The sequence below is a fragment of the Vibrio sonorensis genome, assembly GCF_001854765.1.
In the GTDB taxonomy this organism is placed as follows: Bacteria; Pseudomonadota; Gammaproteobacteria; order Enterobacterales; family Vibrionaceae; genus Vibrio; species Vibrio sonorensis.
The window spans coordinates 1-14,912 of the sequence record NZ_LJJE01000013.1 but is presented as its reverse complement, the minus strand read 5'-3'; the positions used below and the strand labels follow the sequence as shown (position 1 = coordinate 14,912).

12 protein-coding genes and 3 pseudogenes are annotated in these 14,912 nt (G+C 45.4%); 6 read left to right on the top strand and 9 right to left on the bottom strand.

What is annotated here, in order from left to right; all coding sequences use genetic code 11:
* Window positions 1–22: 22 nt before the first annotated feature.
* The 5 genes and pseudogenes from sucA to sdhC form a co-directional block, all read right to left on the bottom strand.
* A pseudogene (gene sucA / locus BLO31_RS02635) lies at window positions 23–2,832 on the bottom strand (2-oxoglutarate dehydrogenase E1 component).
* 105 nt (window positions 2,833–2,937) lie between these two features.
* Window positions 2,938–3,647: pseudogene (locus BLO31_RS02630) on the bottom strand (succinate dehydrogenase iron-sulfur subunit).
* Between the two features lie 14 nt (window positions 3,648–3,661).
* Window positions 3,662–5,428, bottom strand: a complete 1,767-nt coding sequence (gene sdhA / locus BLO31_RS02625; protein WP_070962760.1) for a succinate dehydrogenase flavoprotein subunit — start codon at window positions 5,426–5,428, stop codon at window positions 3,662–3,664.
* Window positions 5,429–5,773: a succinate dehydrogenase, hydrophobic membrane anchor protein gene (sdhD, locus tag BLO31_RS02620; protein WP_070962759.1), complete on the bottom strand. Its 345-nt coding sequence runs from the start codon at window positions 5,771–5,773 to the stop codon at window positions 5,429–5,431.
* The gene (sdhC, locus tag BLO31_RS02615) at window positions 5,767–6,159 is read right to left on the bottom strand and encodes a succinate dehydrogenase cytochrome b556 subunit (RefSeq protein WP_070962758.1); all 393 of its coding nucleotides are present in this window, start codon (window positions 6,157–6,159) and stop codon (window positions 5,767–5,769) included. The genes sdhD and sdhC overlap by 7 nt, the downstream gene beginning before the upstream one ends.
* Before the next feature lie 398 nt (window positions 6,160–6,557).
* On the opposite strand from sdhC, the gene BLO31_RS02610 reads away from it, so the two are divergent.
* On the top strand, window positions 6,558–7,847 hold the full coding sequence (locus BLO31_RS02610; protein ID WP_070962757.1) for a citrate synthase: 1,290 nt from the start codon (window positions 6,558–6,560) through the stop codon (window positions 7,845–7,847).
* Window positions 7,848–7,908: 61 nt separating this feature from the next.
* Here the strand turns inward: BLO31_RS02610 and BLO31_RS02605 are convergent, their stop codons facing one another.
* Window positions 7,909–8,667 (bottom strand): Nif3-like dinuclear metal center hexameric protein, encoded by a 759-nt coding sequence (locus tag BLO31_RS02605; RefSeq protein WP_070962756.1) that lies wholly within the window; start codon window positions 8,665–8,667, stop codon window positions 7,909–7,911.
* Window positions 8,668–8,753: 86 nt separating this feature from the next.
* Between BLO31_RS02605 and BLO31_RS02600 the strand changes: the two genes are divergently transcribed.
* Window positions 8,754–9,515 (top strand): DUF1853 family protein, encoded by a 762-nt coding sequence (locus tag BLO31_RS02600; RefSeq protein WP_070962755.1) that lies wholly within the window; start codon window positions 8,754–8,756, stop codon window positions 9,513–9,515.
* Between the two features lie 85 nt (window positions 9,516–9,600).
* Here BLO31_RS02600 and pgm read toward each other — a convergent pair whose 3' ends face one another.
* Together pgm and seqA are read right to left on the bottom strand one after the other, a co-directional pair.
* Entirely contained in the window at window positions 9,601–11,247 is a 1,647-nt protein-coding gene (pgm, locus tag BLO31_RS02595; RefSeq protein ID WP_070962754.1) for a phosphoglucomutase (alpha-D-glucose-1,6-bisphosphate-dependent), read from the bottom strand.
* 91 nt (window positions 11,248–11,338) lie between these two features.
* Window positions 11,339–11,871, bottom strand: a pseudogene (gene seqA / locus BLO31_RS02590) (replication initiation negative regulator SeqA).
* Between the two features lie 92 nt (window positions 11,872–11,963).
* Between seqA and BLO31_RS02585 the strand changes: the two are divergent.
* The 3 genes from BLO31_RS02585 (at window position 11,964) to fldA (ending at window position 13,657) form a co-directional block, all read left to right on the top strand.
* Entirely contained in the window at window positions 11,964–12,725 is a 762-nt protein-coding gene (locus BLO31_RS02585) for an alpha/beta fold hydrolase (protein ID WP_070962753.1), read from the top strand.
* 132 nt (window positions 12,726–12,857) lie between these two features.
* Window positions 12,858–13,073: a DUF2788 domain-containing protein gene (locus BLO31_RS02580; RefSeq protein ID WP_070962752.1), complete on the top strand. Its 216-nt coding sequence runs from the start codon at window positions 12,858–12,860 to the stop codon at window positions 13,071–13,073.
* A gap of 50 nt (window positions 13,074–13,123) precedes the next feature.
* On the top strand, window positions 13,124–13,657 hold the full coding sequence (fldA, locus tag BLO31_RS02575) for a flavodoxin FldA (RefSeq protein WP_070962751.1): 534 nt from the start codon (window positions 13,124–13,126) through the stop codon (window positions 13,655–13,657).
* A 27-nt stretch (window positions 13,658–13,684) separates the two neighbouring features.
* Here the strand turns inward: fldA and BLO31_RS02570 are convergent, their stop codons facing one another.
* A complete protein-coding gene (locus BLO31_RS02570; protein ID WP_070962750.1) occupies window positions 13,685–14,173 on the bottom strand; it encodes a DUF4442 domain-containing protein in 489 nt (162 codons plus the stop codon).
* Between the two features lie 200 nt (window positions 14,174–14,373).
* Here BLO31_RS02570 and fcrX point away from each other — a divergent pair, with 200 nt between their 5' ends.
* On the top strand, window positions 14,374–14,823 hold the full coding sequence (fcrX, locus tag BLO31_RS02565) for a ferric iron uptake transcriptional regulator FcrX (protein WP_070962749.1): 450 nt from the start codon (window positions 14,374–14,376) through the stop codon (window positions 14,821–14,823).
* Window positions 14,824–14,912: the final 89 nt, after the last annotated feature.

Below are 14,912 nucleotides of genomic sequence, written 5' to 3'. Positions count from 1 at the left end.
TTCTTCCTTTTACTTCTAGTTCTTAATCTAGGGTCAGAGCGTCTTCAATTAACGCTTTCTGTTGTTTCAAGTGTACAGACATGTAACCTACTGCCGGTGAAGCAGAGGCCGGGCGGCCTGTATATTTAAGATCAGCACCGGCAGGGATAGCTGCGCGGAAATTGTGTTGACTGCTGTACCAAGCACCCTGATTCTGGGGCTCTTCCTGACACCAAGCAAAATCAACCACATTAGTGTATTGCGCAATAGCGGCTTTGACTTCTTCCAGCGGGAATGGGTACAACTGCTCTATACGCACTATTGCCACATCTTCTTGCTCATTGTTGCGGCGTTGCTCTAGCAGATCGAAGTAAACCTTACCTGAACAGAACACAACGCGTTTCACTTTCGCTGGGTCTAGGCTGTCGACTTCCGGAATCGCTGGCTGGAACGTACCTTCCGACAACTCTTCTAAAGTAGACGTACACAACGGGTGACGTAACAATGACTTAGGAGACATCACAATCAGTGGGCGACGCATCGGACGCACAACCTGACGGCGAATCATGTGATAAACCTGCGCTGGAGTAGACGGGACGACTACCTGCATATTTTGCTCAGCACACAACTGTAGATAACGTTCTAAACGAGCCGATGAGTGCTCTGGCCCCTGACCTTCATAACCGTGTGGTAAAAGCATAGTCAGACCACATAAACGCGCCCATTTTTGCTCACCAGACGAGATAAATTGGTCAATAACCACCTGTGCTCCGTTGGCAAAATCACCAAACTGGGCTTCCCAGATCGTTAAGCCACTTGGTTCAGCTGTCGCGTAACCGTATTCGAACGCCAGTACCGCCTCTTCAGACAACACTGAATCAAAGACTTCAAAAGGACCTTGCTTATCGTGAATATTTGCCAATGGAATATACGTACTCGCATCGGTCTGATTGTGCAGTACTGAGTGACGGTGAAAGAAGGTACCACGTCCAGAATCCTGACCAGAAATACGAATGCGTTTACCGTCATCTAGCAAAGTCGCATATGCCAAGGTTTCAGCCATACCCCAATCAACCGCTTTTTCGCCAGTCATCATAGCGGCACGGTCGTTATAGAGTTTGTTTACTCGACTTTGCAACTTGTGGCTATCTGGGTATTGCCCGAGACGCTGACCCAATTCAACCAAGCGTTTGGTATCAAAGGTCGAATCCCATTCAGTATCCCAATCATGGCCCAAGTATGGGGACCAATCGACCGAATGTAGAGCCATTGGACGCCACTCTTTAACTACCACTTCACCGTGATCGAGCGCATCGCGATATTCATTGACTAGTTGTGTGGCCAGTTCAATATCGCACTCGTTGCGGTCAATTAGTACATCAGCGTATAGCTTACGCGGTGTTGGGTGTTTCTTGATCTTTTGATACATCAACGGCTGAGTTGCATTTGGCTCATCAGCTTCGTTGTGACCGTGGCGGCGGTAGCACACCAAATCAATAACAACATCGCGTTTAAACTCGTTGCGATAATCCAAAGCAATACGAGTAACAAAAGCCACGGCTTCTGGATCGTCAGCATTCACGTGGAAAATTGGTGCCTGTACCATCTTAGCAATATCGGTACAGTACATTGTAGAGCGGGTATCGGTCGGGTTAGAGGTAGTAAATCCGACTTGGTTGTTAACAACAATTCGAACTGTACCACCGACACAGAATCCACGCGCAAGAGACATGTTAAAGGTTTCTGCTACCACACCTTGACCTGCAATCGCAGAGTCCCCGTGAATGGTAATTGGTAGAACCTTGTCTCCATTTTCATCGCCAAGTCGGTCTTGGCGAGCACGTACAGAACCGATAACCACTGGATTAACGATTTCTAGGTGAGACGGGTTAAATGCCAATGCCAAGTGAACATCACCACCTGGTGTGGCGAAGTCAGCAGAAAAACCTTGGTGATACTTAACATCGCCTGTACCCCAAGTTTCATCGTGTTTTCCGGCAAACTCGTCAAACAGATCTTGAGGTTTTTTACCCAGAACGTTAACCAACATGTTCAGTCGGCCACGGTGAGCCATTCCAACCACCACTTCACGCATACCGCTCGCACCCGCGTGGCGAATAAGCTCTTTGGTCATTGGGATTAGTGCATCACCACCTTCTAGGGAGAAACGCTTAGCGCCCGGGAATTTAGCCCCTAAGTAACGCTCAAGGCCTTCGGCAGCCGTTAGCTCCTCTAGAAAAGCACGCTTCTCTTCTTTGTTGAATGATGGAGTACCGCTAACAGATTCAAGGCGCTGCTGGATCCAACGTTTTTGTTCTGTGTCCGTCATGTGCATGTATTCAGCACCGATTGAACCACAGTACGTTTTCTTCAGAGCAGTGTAGATATCTTTCAGTTGCATGGTCTCTTGGCCAACCGCCAGAGAACCTACGTTGAAGGTTTCTTCGAAATCATCTTCGGTAAGATTGTGGAATGCGGGGTCGAGTTCTGCCACAGGTGGACGAACCCATAATCCTAAAGGATCAAGTTCGGCAGCTTCGTGACCGCGGAAGCGGTACGCGTTGATTAGCTGTAGAACTTTTACTTGCTTAGCATCGACATCTGGATCACTAACTTGGACATTGTAATGCTTAGTTTCTTGAGCGAGTCGTCGGAAGTAGTCGCGGACGCGCGAATGCGGTTGTTCAGCCGCAGTATCAGAGTGCCTAGGCAACTCATCAAATACACGTTTCCACTCCTCACTTACCAGATCGGGATCACTTAGATACAGTTCGTAGAGTTCTTCTACGTAAGTTGCATTGGCGCCAGCAAGTGTGAAGACTCGAGCCATGCCTTCATCACGCCGTTGTGCATATTTTCCCTTAACCAGTAGTTTTCACGTTTGCTTCGGTCTTATGCCGAGCTCTTGCTTGAAACCGGCTCCCCCATATTGGATTCGCCGGCAATTTTTATTCAATGTTAAACCGAGCGATTTACCAACATAGTCTTGATATGACCAATGGCTTTCGTCGGGTTTAATCCCTTAGGACAAACACTTACACAATTCATGATGCCATGGCAACGAAAAACGCTAAATGCATCGTCTAAATCTGATAAACGTTCATCTGTTGCCGTATCTCGGCTGTCAATCAGCCAGCGATAAGCAGCAAGAAGGCCTGCAGGACCAATGAATTTATCTGGATTCCACCAGAATGAAGGACAAGACGTTGTACAACATGCACACATGATACATTCGTACAAACCGTCCAGATGAGCACGCTCGTCTGGTGATTGCAGGTTCTCACGCGATGGAGGTAGGGCATCATCGTCGATTAAGAACGGTTTCACCTTGGCGTAGTTGTCGTAGAACTGAGTCATGTCAACAATCAGGTCACGAACAACTGGCAAGCCGGAAGAGGACGTATCACAATTTGGTCGCCTTTCAGCGCAGACAAAGGAGTGATACACGCCAAACCGTTTTTGCCGTTCATATTTAGACCGTCAGAACCACATACACCTTCGCGGCAAGAACGACGGAACGCGATAGAAGGGTCTTGCTCTTTCAAAAGAATAAGAGCATCGAGCACCATCATATCTGAACCTTCGTCCACCTCAAGGATGTAGTCTTTCATGTAAGGCTTTTTATCTACATCTGGATTGTAGCGGTACAAAGAGAAGTTAAGTTTCATTTTTCTATCCTCCCTTAGTATGTACGTACTTTCGGTGGGAAAGCTTCACGATGAACAGGCGTCATGTTTACATCGCGCTTGGTCATCTGTTCAGTTTCCGGATTGTAGATAGAGTGACATAGCCAGTTCTCATCATCGCGATCTGGGAAGTCGAATCGCGCGTGAGCACCACGGCTTTCAGTGCGGTAATTTGCCGCTACTGCTGTCGAGAATGCGGTTTCCATTAGGTTATCAAGCTCCAAACACTCAATGCGTTGAGTGTTGAACTCTGTAGACTTATCTGCAAGGTGTGCATCTTTCAGACGTTCACGGATAACCTTGAGTTCCTCTAGACCAGTGGCCATTGCATCACCTTCACGGAACACCGAGAAGCTGTTTTGCATACAGCTTTGAAGATCTTTACGGATTTGGACAGGGTCTTCACCACCCGTGCTGTTTTCCCAGCGCATGGTTCGAGCTAGAGAAGCTTCGATATCCGATTCTGTCGCAGGGCGTGCTTCAGCTTGAGCCGCTAGCGTTTCGCCAAGGTGCAAGCCTGTTGCACGGCCAAACACAACAAGGTCAAGAAGGGAGTTGCCACCTAAACGGTTTGCGCCGTGTACCGATACAGAGGCAATTTCACCACATGCGTATAGGCCTTGTACTTCTTGATCCGTGCCGTCGGCAAGCTGTTTGATAGCCTGACCTGAAACCTGAGTTGGAACCCCACCCATCATATAGTGACAAGTTGGAATCACTGGGATCGGCTCTTTCACTGGATCGACGTGCGCAAACGTTCGTGACAGTTCACAAATGCCCGGTAGTCGAGATTCCAATACTTCTTTGCCAAGATGATCCATTTTCAGCTTGATATGTGGGCCCCACGGACCGTCACAACCGCGACCTTCGCGAATTTCAATCATCATTGAACGCGCAACAACATCGCGACCCGCAAGGTCTTTAGCATTTGGTGCATAACGCTCCATAAAGCGCTCGCCGTCTTTGTTTAGAAGGTAACCACCTTCACCACGACAGCCCTCTGTTACCAGAACACCCGCGCCAGCAATACCCGTTGGGTGGAACTGCCACATCTCCATATCTTGCATTGGTACTCCAGCGCGCAGTGCCATACCAACACCATCACCAGTGTTGATGTGTGCGTTAGTCGTCGAAGCGTAAATACGACCAGCACCGCCAGTTGCCAGAATGGTTGCTTTAGACTTGAAGTAACAGATTTCACCCGTTTCCATGCAAATTGCAGTACAACCCATGATGGCACCATCTTGGTTTTTCACCATATCGAGGGCATACCACTCTGAGAAAATTGTGGTTTTGTACTTTACGTTTTGCTGATAAAGGGTGTGAAGCAGAGCGTGCCCTGTACGGTCAGCCGCAGCTGCGGTACGCGCCGCTTGCTCGCCACCAAACTCTTTAGACTGACCGCCAAATGGACGCTGGTAAATGGTGCCATTGTCGAAACGAGAAAATGGCAGACCCATTTTTTCAAGTTCAATCACTGACTCAGGACCATTTTTACACATGTATTCGATCGCGTTTTGGTCACCGATATAATCAGAACCTTTGACCGTATCGTACATGTGCCATTGCCAATTATCTTTATGAGAATTGCCCAAGGCTACGGTAATACCCCCTTGAGCAGAAACCGTATGAGAACGGGTAGGAAAAACTTTTGAAAGCAAAGCACAAGATAAGCCTTGCTCAGAAATTTGCAGTGCGGCACGCATGCCTGCACCACCTGCGCCGATTACTACGGCATCAAATTCGCGAACTGGAATAGACACTTACGCACCCCACAAAATAAACAGACCAGAGAAGAAGTAACCCAACAGAAGTGCAATAGCAGCTAACTGAAGAGTTCCGCGCAACAAGGTGGGCTTAATGTAGTCAGTAAATACCTGCCACATACCGATCCATGCATGGATAAGCACAGATGCTAAGGCAAGCATAGTAAAGACTTTGGTAAAGTTGCCACCGAAGAACTGGGTCCAAGATACGTAAGAGATGTCAGTGAACGCACAAAAGCTCACCAAATAAACAGTGTATAGGGTCATGATGATGGCCGTGGCACGAATCAACAAGAAATCATGCACCCCATTACGGCCGAATGAAGAAATATGCTTTACCATACCATTACCCCCGCCAGTACAGAGAATACTGCTGTCACCGCAATGGCAACTTTTGCACTCGAAGCACCTGACTCAAGCTCTTCAAAATGACCTAAGTCCATCATCAAGTGGCGAATGCCAAGGACGATGTGATAGGCCAAAGCGGTCAGGATGCCCCACATAACAAACTTCACCAAGAAGCTATCGACGATGTCGGCTGCTTGTATAAAGCCTGCTGGAGAGGACAAGGAAATGGACAATAACCACAGCAAAATTCCGACGCCAACAAGCGTAATCACCCCCGATACACGGTGTAGGATGGATACGATTGCAGTGATCGGAAAGCTTATGGTCTGTAAATCTAAATTAACAGGTCTTGACTTTCTATCTTTCACGGGCTTGCTCACTCAGCTCCATTGAGCATTTATAGTTATGAATGTAAATTTGGCTGCTAACCTACAAAAGTTAACATTTATTTAACAATATACAGCCAGATATCGACCCTTTAATTGTAAAACATTTGTTAACAATAAGGCAAAAAAACGACACTTAATATTTGTTTCAAGCCTTGAATTTATAAGGTTTCTTACAAATTTTACAGCGCCACTATACGACTGGCAACATTCTAATACAATTGATGTAACAATTTTTGCTACACAGAACAGATTTTTAACTTTATACGTTTAAAAAATCATAACAAGTGCACACATCAGAGGAGAAGAATTGACTTTGTGACCGAACACACGTAAAAAATTGGCACACAAAACATCCTGGATGGATTAAATAATAAACAAAGGAGATTGTTATGGCGGATAAGAAAGCGACCCTTCACATTGAAGGTCAAGCGCCAATCGAACTGCCGATTATGGACGGGACACTAGGCCCACAGGTAGTCGACGTTCGTAAACTAGGAGCAAATGGATACTTTACTTTTGACCCTGGTTTTCTTGCCACTGCATCTTGTGAATCTCAAATCACCTACATCGATGGTGGTAAAGGTGTTCTTCTGCACCGCGGTTACCCAATCGATCAGTTAGCAAATAACGCTGACTATTTAGAAGTATGCTACATCCTTCTTTACGGTGAAGCCCCAACACGTGAGCAATACGAGAAATTTAAAGTTACTGTCACACGCCATACTATGGTACACGAGCAGATCGCGAGCTTTTTCCACGGCTTCCGTCGAGACGCACACCCAATGGCAGTTATGTGTGGTGTGGTTGGCGCTCTTGCAGCCTTCTACCACGATTCACTAGACATCAATAATGATACACACCGCGAAATCGCAGCTTACCGCCTGCTTTCAAAAATGCCGACTCTGGCAGCGATGTGTTACAAGTACTCAATCGGACAACCGTTCATCTACCCAAGAAATGACCTTAGCTACGCTGAGAACTTCTTGCACATGATGTTCGCAAACCCATGTGAAGATTACGAAGTTAATCCTGTTGTTGCTCGTGCAATGGACAAGATCTTTACTCTTCACGCGGATCACGAACAAAACGCTTCAACGTCTACAGTGCGTCTGGCGGGTTCTTCTGGAGCCAACCCATTTGCGTGTATCGCTGCTGGTATCGCTTCTCTTTGGGGTCCTGCACACGGTGGTGCCAATGAAGCTTGTTTGCGTATGCTTGAAGAAATTGGCAGCGTAGACAACATCCCTGAGTACGTAGCAAAAGCGAAAGACAAAGATGACCCATTCCGTCTAATGGGCTTTGGCCATCGCGTTTACAAAAACTACGACCCACGTGCAACTGTAATGCGCGAAGCGTGTCACGAAGTACTAAGTGAGCTAAACATTCAAGATCCTCTGCTAGACGTTGCTATGGAGCTTGAACGCATTGCCCTTTCTGATGAGTACTTTGTAGAGAAGAAGCTGTACCCGAACGTCGATTTCTACTCGGGCATTATTCTTAAAGCGATTGGTATTCCTGTTTCTATGTTTACCGTTATCTTCGCTATGTCTCGTACTATCGGTTGGATTGCACACTGGAACGAGATGCACAGTGACCCAGCAAACCGTATCGGTCGTCCTCGTCAGTTATACACTGGCCAAGTTCAACGCGAATTTGAGCCTCTTCACGAGCGCGAGTAAACCGTTTAAAACACAAAAAGCGAGCTTAATGCTCGCTTTTTTATTTCTAGTACACCTGAGTTTACACAGGATTATCAATATCGATAAAGGTGACGTCTAAACCGTGTTCATTGGCTAACCATTCACCAAGCGCTTTAATACCGTAACGCTCAGTCGCATGGTGGCCAGCACTAAAGTAGTGAATATCTCTCTCGCGCGCGGTGTAAGTGGTTCTCTCTGAAATTTCACCAGAAATAAACGCATCTAAGCCACGGTTAGCAGCGAGTTCAATAAAGTCTTGACCGCCTCCCGTACACCAACCAACAGTTTCAATTGGCTTATCTTGATTGTCAGGCGTGATATGCAGCGGCTCGCGATTTAGAACGGCAGCGATAGTTTCAGCAAACACCTTGCCTGACACTGGCTGCTTCAGACGCCCGTAAATCGCCACTGACTGCTCGTGGCCTTCTAATCCACCCTCGACTTGAATATCTAACAGCCTTGCCAACTCAGCGTTGTTACCAAGCTCTGGGTGGATATCAAGAGGGAGATGGTAAGCAATTAGGTTGATGTCGTTTTGAATCAAGCTTCGAATTCGCTTGCCTTTCATACCGCGAATTGGCTCAGGTTCACCCTTCCAGAAATAGCCGTGATGGACCAAGATTGCATCGGCATTCAGCTCAATCGCTTTTTCGATTAATGCTTGCGAAGCCGTCACGCCAGTAACCACTTTTTTCACTTCCGACTTCCCTTCCACCTGAAGCCCGTTTGGGCAGTAATCTTTAATCAGATGAGGGGATAACTTTTCATTTAGTCGATTTTCTAATTCAATGATGTTCATTATGACTTCCAATCCTAATTTTCGAGATCGGTTATAGCAATTTCACGTTACAATGTCGAAAACTACGATGCAAAAAGAGGCCGTTAGTGAACTCACTCCAGCGTTTTTACCATTGGATAGCCAACTCTCCCGCGCTGTTGGAAACCACTTATCCAATCACCGACTTTGCACACTTGCCCGTTCCAGCGCTCGAAAGCTCAGTTCGCTACAATGGCAACCCAAGATTGGGCTTTGTCTACCAGCACTTAGTGAATCAAGTTCTTCTCAACTCAAAGCGGTACTCTATTGAGCTGGAAGAAATTCAGCTCAACGACAGTGGCAGAACTCTCGGCGCCATCGATATGATCGTTAAAGATAAAATAACCAATAAGCTAGAGCACTGGGAAGTCGCCATTAAATTTTATTTGCTTCACCAAGGAACTTGGTACGGGCCAAACGCTCACGACCAGTTAGATAAGAAGCTAGAACGCATGTTAAACCACCAACTTAACATGTCGGACTCTAAGCCTTTTGTTGAACAATTTTCCGACTATATTCCAGATGAAAAAAGACTCCTACTACAAGGTCGTCTCTATGTTAATCCGTTCGATAAATCCCCCCTGCCTACCCATTGTAAAGGCTATCAAATTAATCCTTCGCAAATATCAGGGTTTTGGTGTTATCACCGTCAATGGGCGCAGATCGATGAGCCCCTTTATCAATTAGAAAAAGTCGATTGGGCGGCGGGTTCCAAAGAGACTAGCCAACTAATTGACAAACCAACGGGGCGGTTTTGTCACGCCATATCAGAGTCTGGAAAGTTTTGGTTCGTCGTTAATGACCAGTGGCCAAACGACACCAACGCCTAACCAAGTAGAACAGAGCAAAATCAAAACAAAAACTTAAGCGAAAAAAAAGCGACCTTTCGGTCGCTTATTATTCCATTAAGAGAATTTACAATCCTGCTTCGGCAAATACTTGGTTTACAATCTCTTGTGCTTCTTGCTCTAGTTGCTTAAGGTGAGCCTCACCTTTGAAACTTTCACAGTAAATCTTATAGATTTCTTCCGTACCTGACGGACGCGCCGCAAACCAACCATTTTCGGTTGTCACTTTTAGTCCGCCAATAGCAGCACCATTACCTGGAGCGTGAGTTAATCGGGCCGTTATCTTATCTCCAGCCAATGTATCCGCTTTTACCATTTCAGCGGACATCTTCTTAAGAACGTCCTTCTGCGGACCGTTTGCAACGGCTTGTATACGGTTGTATTGCGATTCACCGTGCTTGGCGGCCAACTCTTCATAGTACTCTTGAGGATTCTTTCCCGTTACGGCTGTAATTTCTGCCGCCAGAAGACAAAGCAATATGCCATCTTTATCAGTAGACCAAGGCGTGCCATCTTTACGAAGAAAAGACGCACCAGCACTCTCTTCGCCGCCGAAGCCAAACTTACCGCTATAAAGCCCATCGACAAACCATTTAAAGCCCACGGGAACTTCACACAGTTCGCGACCAAGATCGGCCACAACGCGATCGATAAGCGCACTAGAAACCAGTGTTTTCCCTACGGCAACGTCTTTACCCCACCCCTCGCGGTGACGATAGAGATAATCGATACAAACAGCTAGGAAGTGATTCGGGTTCATCAGGCCTTTTGGCGTAACAATGCCGTGACGGTCGTAGTCAGGATCATTACCAAATGCGAGGTCGTATTCGTCTTTAAGTTCTAGTAAGCCAGCCATCGCATAAGGAGACGAGCAATCCATACGAACCACACCATCTTTATCTAAAGACATAAACTGGAACGATGGATCTATGCTTTCGCTTACCAAGGTCAGATCAAGTTGGTAGGCTTTGCCAATCTGGCGCCAGTAGTCAATACCGCTTCCACCGAGTGGATCAACACCGATTTTTAATCCCGCTTTTTGGATCGCCTGCATATCAATGACATTCACTAGATCATCGATATATGGCTTCACCAAGTCCAACTCTACAAACAACTCACTACTCTTAGCTTGATCGATAGGAAGACGTTTTACACCTTGCAGACCTTCTGCGATTAGGACATTCGCTCTATCTTCGATTGCTTGTGTAAGCTCCCCTTCCGCAGGACCACCGTGAGTTGGGTTGTACTTGATACCGCCATCTTGAGGCGGGTTATGAGAAGGCGTGATGACAATCCCATCCGCTTTATCATCGTGTTTAAGGTTATAAGTGAGAATCGCGTGTGAGATGCCCGGTGTTGGAGTGTAGCCATTTTCTTCTTGAACAATCACTTTCACACCATTTGCGACGAGAACTTCAATAACAGTAGCAAAAGCAGGCTCAGATAAAGCATGGGTATCTTTACCAACATACAGCGGACCTTTGATACCTTTATCCGCTCTTACCTCGGCGATAGCTTGCGCGATAGCTAAAATGTGATGCTCGTTAAAAGTCGATTTATCCGCCGTACCGCGATGGCCAGAAGTTCCGAATGCCACTTTGTGGTCTGGATTAGTTGCTTGAGGTTGCAGCAAGAAATAGTTGGAAACCAGTGCGGGTATATTGTGAAGGTCCTCTTGCAGGGCCTTCTGTCCCGCTCTTGGGTGCATAGCCATTTTGACATCCTTTCTAAATTATTATGGTAAAAGAAAAAGCCCCATAATACTTGATTTGATTCTCGCATTATGAGGCTTCTATTAGATTTCACTATATCGCGTTGGTGACTTTTTCAATTAAATCAAGCGGGAAATTCATTCTCGCCATCAATTGATCCACCATTTGGCGTTTCCTACTGGTATTGTTATTGGTTATTACCCAGAAAGGTGAACCAGGAATTGATTTTGGTTTGGTAGTATTACCACTTTCCAGTAGTGTTTGCTCATTGTCCGCAAAGTAAACGCGCTTTCTACCCTTCACTTGCGTTGCTTCCGAAAAACTACTTGAGTCGATACGGTGTAGAGTGGATAAAACCATCATAAATCGGTCAATGGCTTTCTTAAGGCTAGCGAACTCGTCGGAAATTAATAAAGCACGCATCTCTTTCACGCTATCGACTTGAACGTCTTTAACGGCCTCTTTGCAACAACAATTCCTTTTGTTTGCGGTACGTCCACCGTCTCTACCGGCTGGCCGTCTACATTGAGCAAACGCCTTAGAATGTCCGAAGCACTCTCACCGATGTGCTGGGTTTGGCTGGCAATGTAACGGTAAAGATCCTCATCAACCTCAATTGTTTTCATTCGCTTTTCACAATCTCTATGTTTAAACTCTTGGAGATTATAACGAGTTCTCATCTGATACTCTACGATAAACCAGTCACGAATAAGATAAAATGTCACAACTGCTCAACTACAAGCTCGAAGGGAAAGGCGATACTATCGTCTTGTTGCACGGCCTCTTTGGCAATTTAGATAACCTTGGCCTACTCGCCAGAGATTTTAGAAATGATCATCAAGTGCTAAGTATTGATCTTCGCAACCACGGTCACTCTTTTCATTCCGACAGCCATACTTATTATCAGCAAGCGGATGATGTCATTACTTTGATTAACCATCTTAATATCAAACAGTGCGTTATTATCGGTCACTCTATGGGTGGCAAAGTCGCCATGAAGGTGGCAGAAACTCTACAAGAACGCATCACAAAATTAATTGTTATGGATATGGCACCTGTCACTTACCACGTTCGCCGACATGACAACGTCTTCGCAGGTTTAAAAGCAGTACTAGAAGGCAGGCCTACTTCTCGTTCGCAAGCGATGCAATTAATGGCCAAGCATATTGAAATAGATGGCGTTAGACAGTTTTTGAGTAAATCCCTGTTTAAAGAAGAGGACATATTGGCTTGGCGCTTTAACGTTGAAGCATTAATTAGCAATTATGATGAAATATTAGGATGGGACCCCATATGTCCCACTGCAGTGCCAACACTCTTCTTAAAAGGTGGGGACTCTGACTATCTCACTTCGGATCATCAGTCACTGGTTCAGCAGCAGTTTAGTCAAGCCAAAGCCCACATCATTGCAAATACGGGCCATTGGCTACACGCAGAAAAGCCGCAAGAAGTCATTAGGGCCATCCGTAAGTTTTTATAATCATTACTACTTAAAATCGACATTTAACTGAGACAGAGCCATTTGCGTGTAACAGACTTTGAGCTAGATGCATTAACTTCTTAAGTTAACAATGGTATAGTTCGCGCAAGCAAATTGGCATATAGGGATACCATGCTTTACGACTACATGAACATTCTCGAGTCAATCGGACTTGATTTACTGTTTGCATCTATTTTCTTTTTGATCGGTATGGCGATTAAAGATGTATTAAAAGCAGGGAATGTTCCTCCATTCGGACGTCGCATTGTATGGCTGGTTCTATTCCTAGGCTGCGCTGGATTTATCGCTAAAGGCATTATCCAAATGAGTTGGGAAGCACTGGGTTAGGTTAACTGCCCCGATCCGCCGTCTAAAGATATATTAAAGGTAATCAATCTATGGCAAGTGTAGGTATCTTCTTCGGTAGCGACACAGGTAACACTGAAGCTATTGCAAAGATGATTCAAAAACAACTAGGTAAACAACTGGTTCACGTACAAGATATTGCAAAAAGCAGCAAAGAAGACATTGATAACTTTGATCTGCTTCTGTTAGGTATCCCTACTTGGTATTACGGTGAAGCTCAATGTGACTGGGATGACTTTTTCCCTGAATTAGAGCAGATTGATTTTTCTACCAAGCTTGTTGCTATTTTTGGTTGTGGTGACCAAGAGGATTACGCAGAGTACTTCTGTGATGCGATGGGTACTGTTCGCGATATCGTAGAGGCGAAAGGCGGCACTATCCTAGGTTATACTCCGACAGAAGGCTACGAATTCGAAGCATCTAAAGCGCTTGTTGAAGATGACGACAGCAAATTTGTCGGTTTGTGTATCGATGAAGACCGCCAGCCAGAGTTAACTGATGAGCGCGTTGAAAAATGGTGTAAGCAAGTACACGAAGAAATGTGCTTAGCTGAACTTGAAGATTAATGAAAAAGCCTCCTCACGGAGGTTTTTTTACGCCACCTGTTCGCGGTATTTTGGTTTCTTTCTAACATAAAGTTTACGCTGAACCTCTGAAACTATATTTCCCTCTTCGTCTTTTACATAGGTCATAAACTCTGGAAAGTGTTTCTCTCCGGTGGCGGTGTCTCGCAGTATAGTATCCAGTTGATCTTGGGAAATGATAAAGTCTGCATACAAGTCCGTTTGACCGGGTTTAATAAAGTTAATGCTGGCTTGTTTATCCCAAACGTAATATTCCTCGCCAAGAATTCCCATTAACATAAGAGCGTAAACGGGATCGGTAAGAGAGAAAATACTCCCCCCATATTGAGTTCGGTTCGCATTTTTATTCCACCACCTAAGCTTGAGTTTTACTTTTACTTCTCGAAAGTCGTCGCTTATAGATTCAATGCAAATTCCCGCTCCCCAGAAAGGCGGCCAAATGTTAAGGGCAAATTTTACCCAAGACGGTTTATAAAATTTAGCTATGGTTGGGTTCATTTTGCGCAGCTCATCAATATTTCAGGAATAATGTTAAGCAATTGTAACTGGTCAGACGTGCTAGTACAGTGATATCACACAGTTTTTGCAAAAAAGACTAGTAACCCTTTGAACTTCGTGGTTTATTGTTACCTAATAGTAGCCTATAATCTTTAACTACTACACCCTGTTAATAGCTGAAGATCATCACAGGAAAATCTATGTCAGATAACAACCAAGCGTTAAAGGATGCTGGTCTTAAGGTTACCCTACCGCGCCTTAAGATTTTGGAAGTACTACAGCACCCAGAATGCCAGCACATCAGTGCTGAAGAATTGTATAAGAAACTGATAGATCTTGGCGAAGAGATCGGTCTTGCTACCGTATATCGAGTTCTAAACCAGTTCGATGATGCTGGTATTGTTACCCGTCACCATTTTGAAGGTGGCAAATCAGTTTTTGAACTTTCTACACAACATCACCACGACCACCTCGTGTGTCTAGATTGTGGCGAAGTGATTGAGTTCTCCGATGAAGTCATCGAAGAGCGTCAGAAAGAGATTGCTGCGCAATACAATGTCACTCTAACTAATCACAGCTTGTACCTGTATGGAAAATGCAGCGATAGCTCGTGTAAAGATGACGCTGACGCGCACAAAAAGAAAAAGTAAGTAAACGCTCCTCACTGGAGCGTTTTTTTTGCTTAAAAGCAGTAGACATAAAAAAGCCAGTCTATCGACTGGCTTTTGCTCATCTAAAT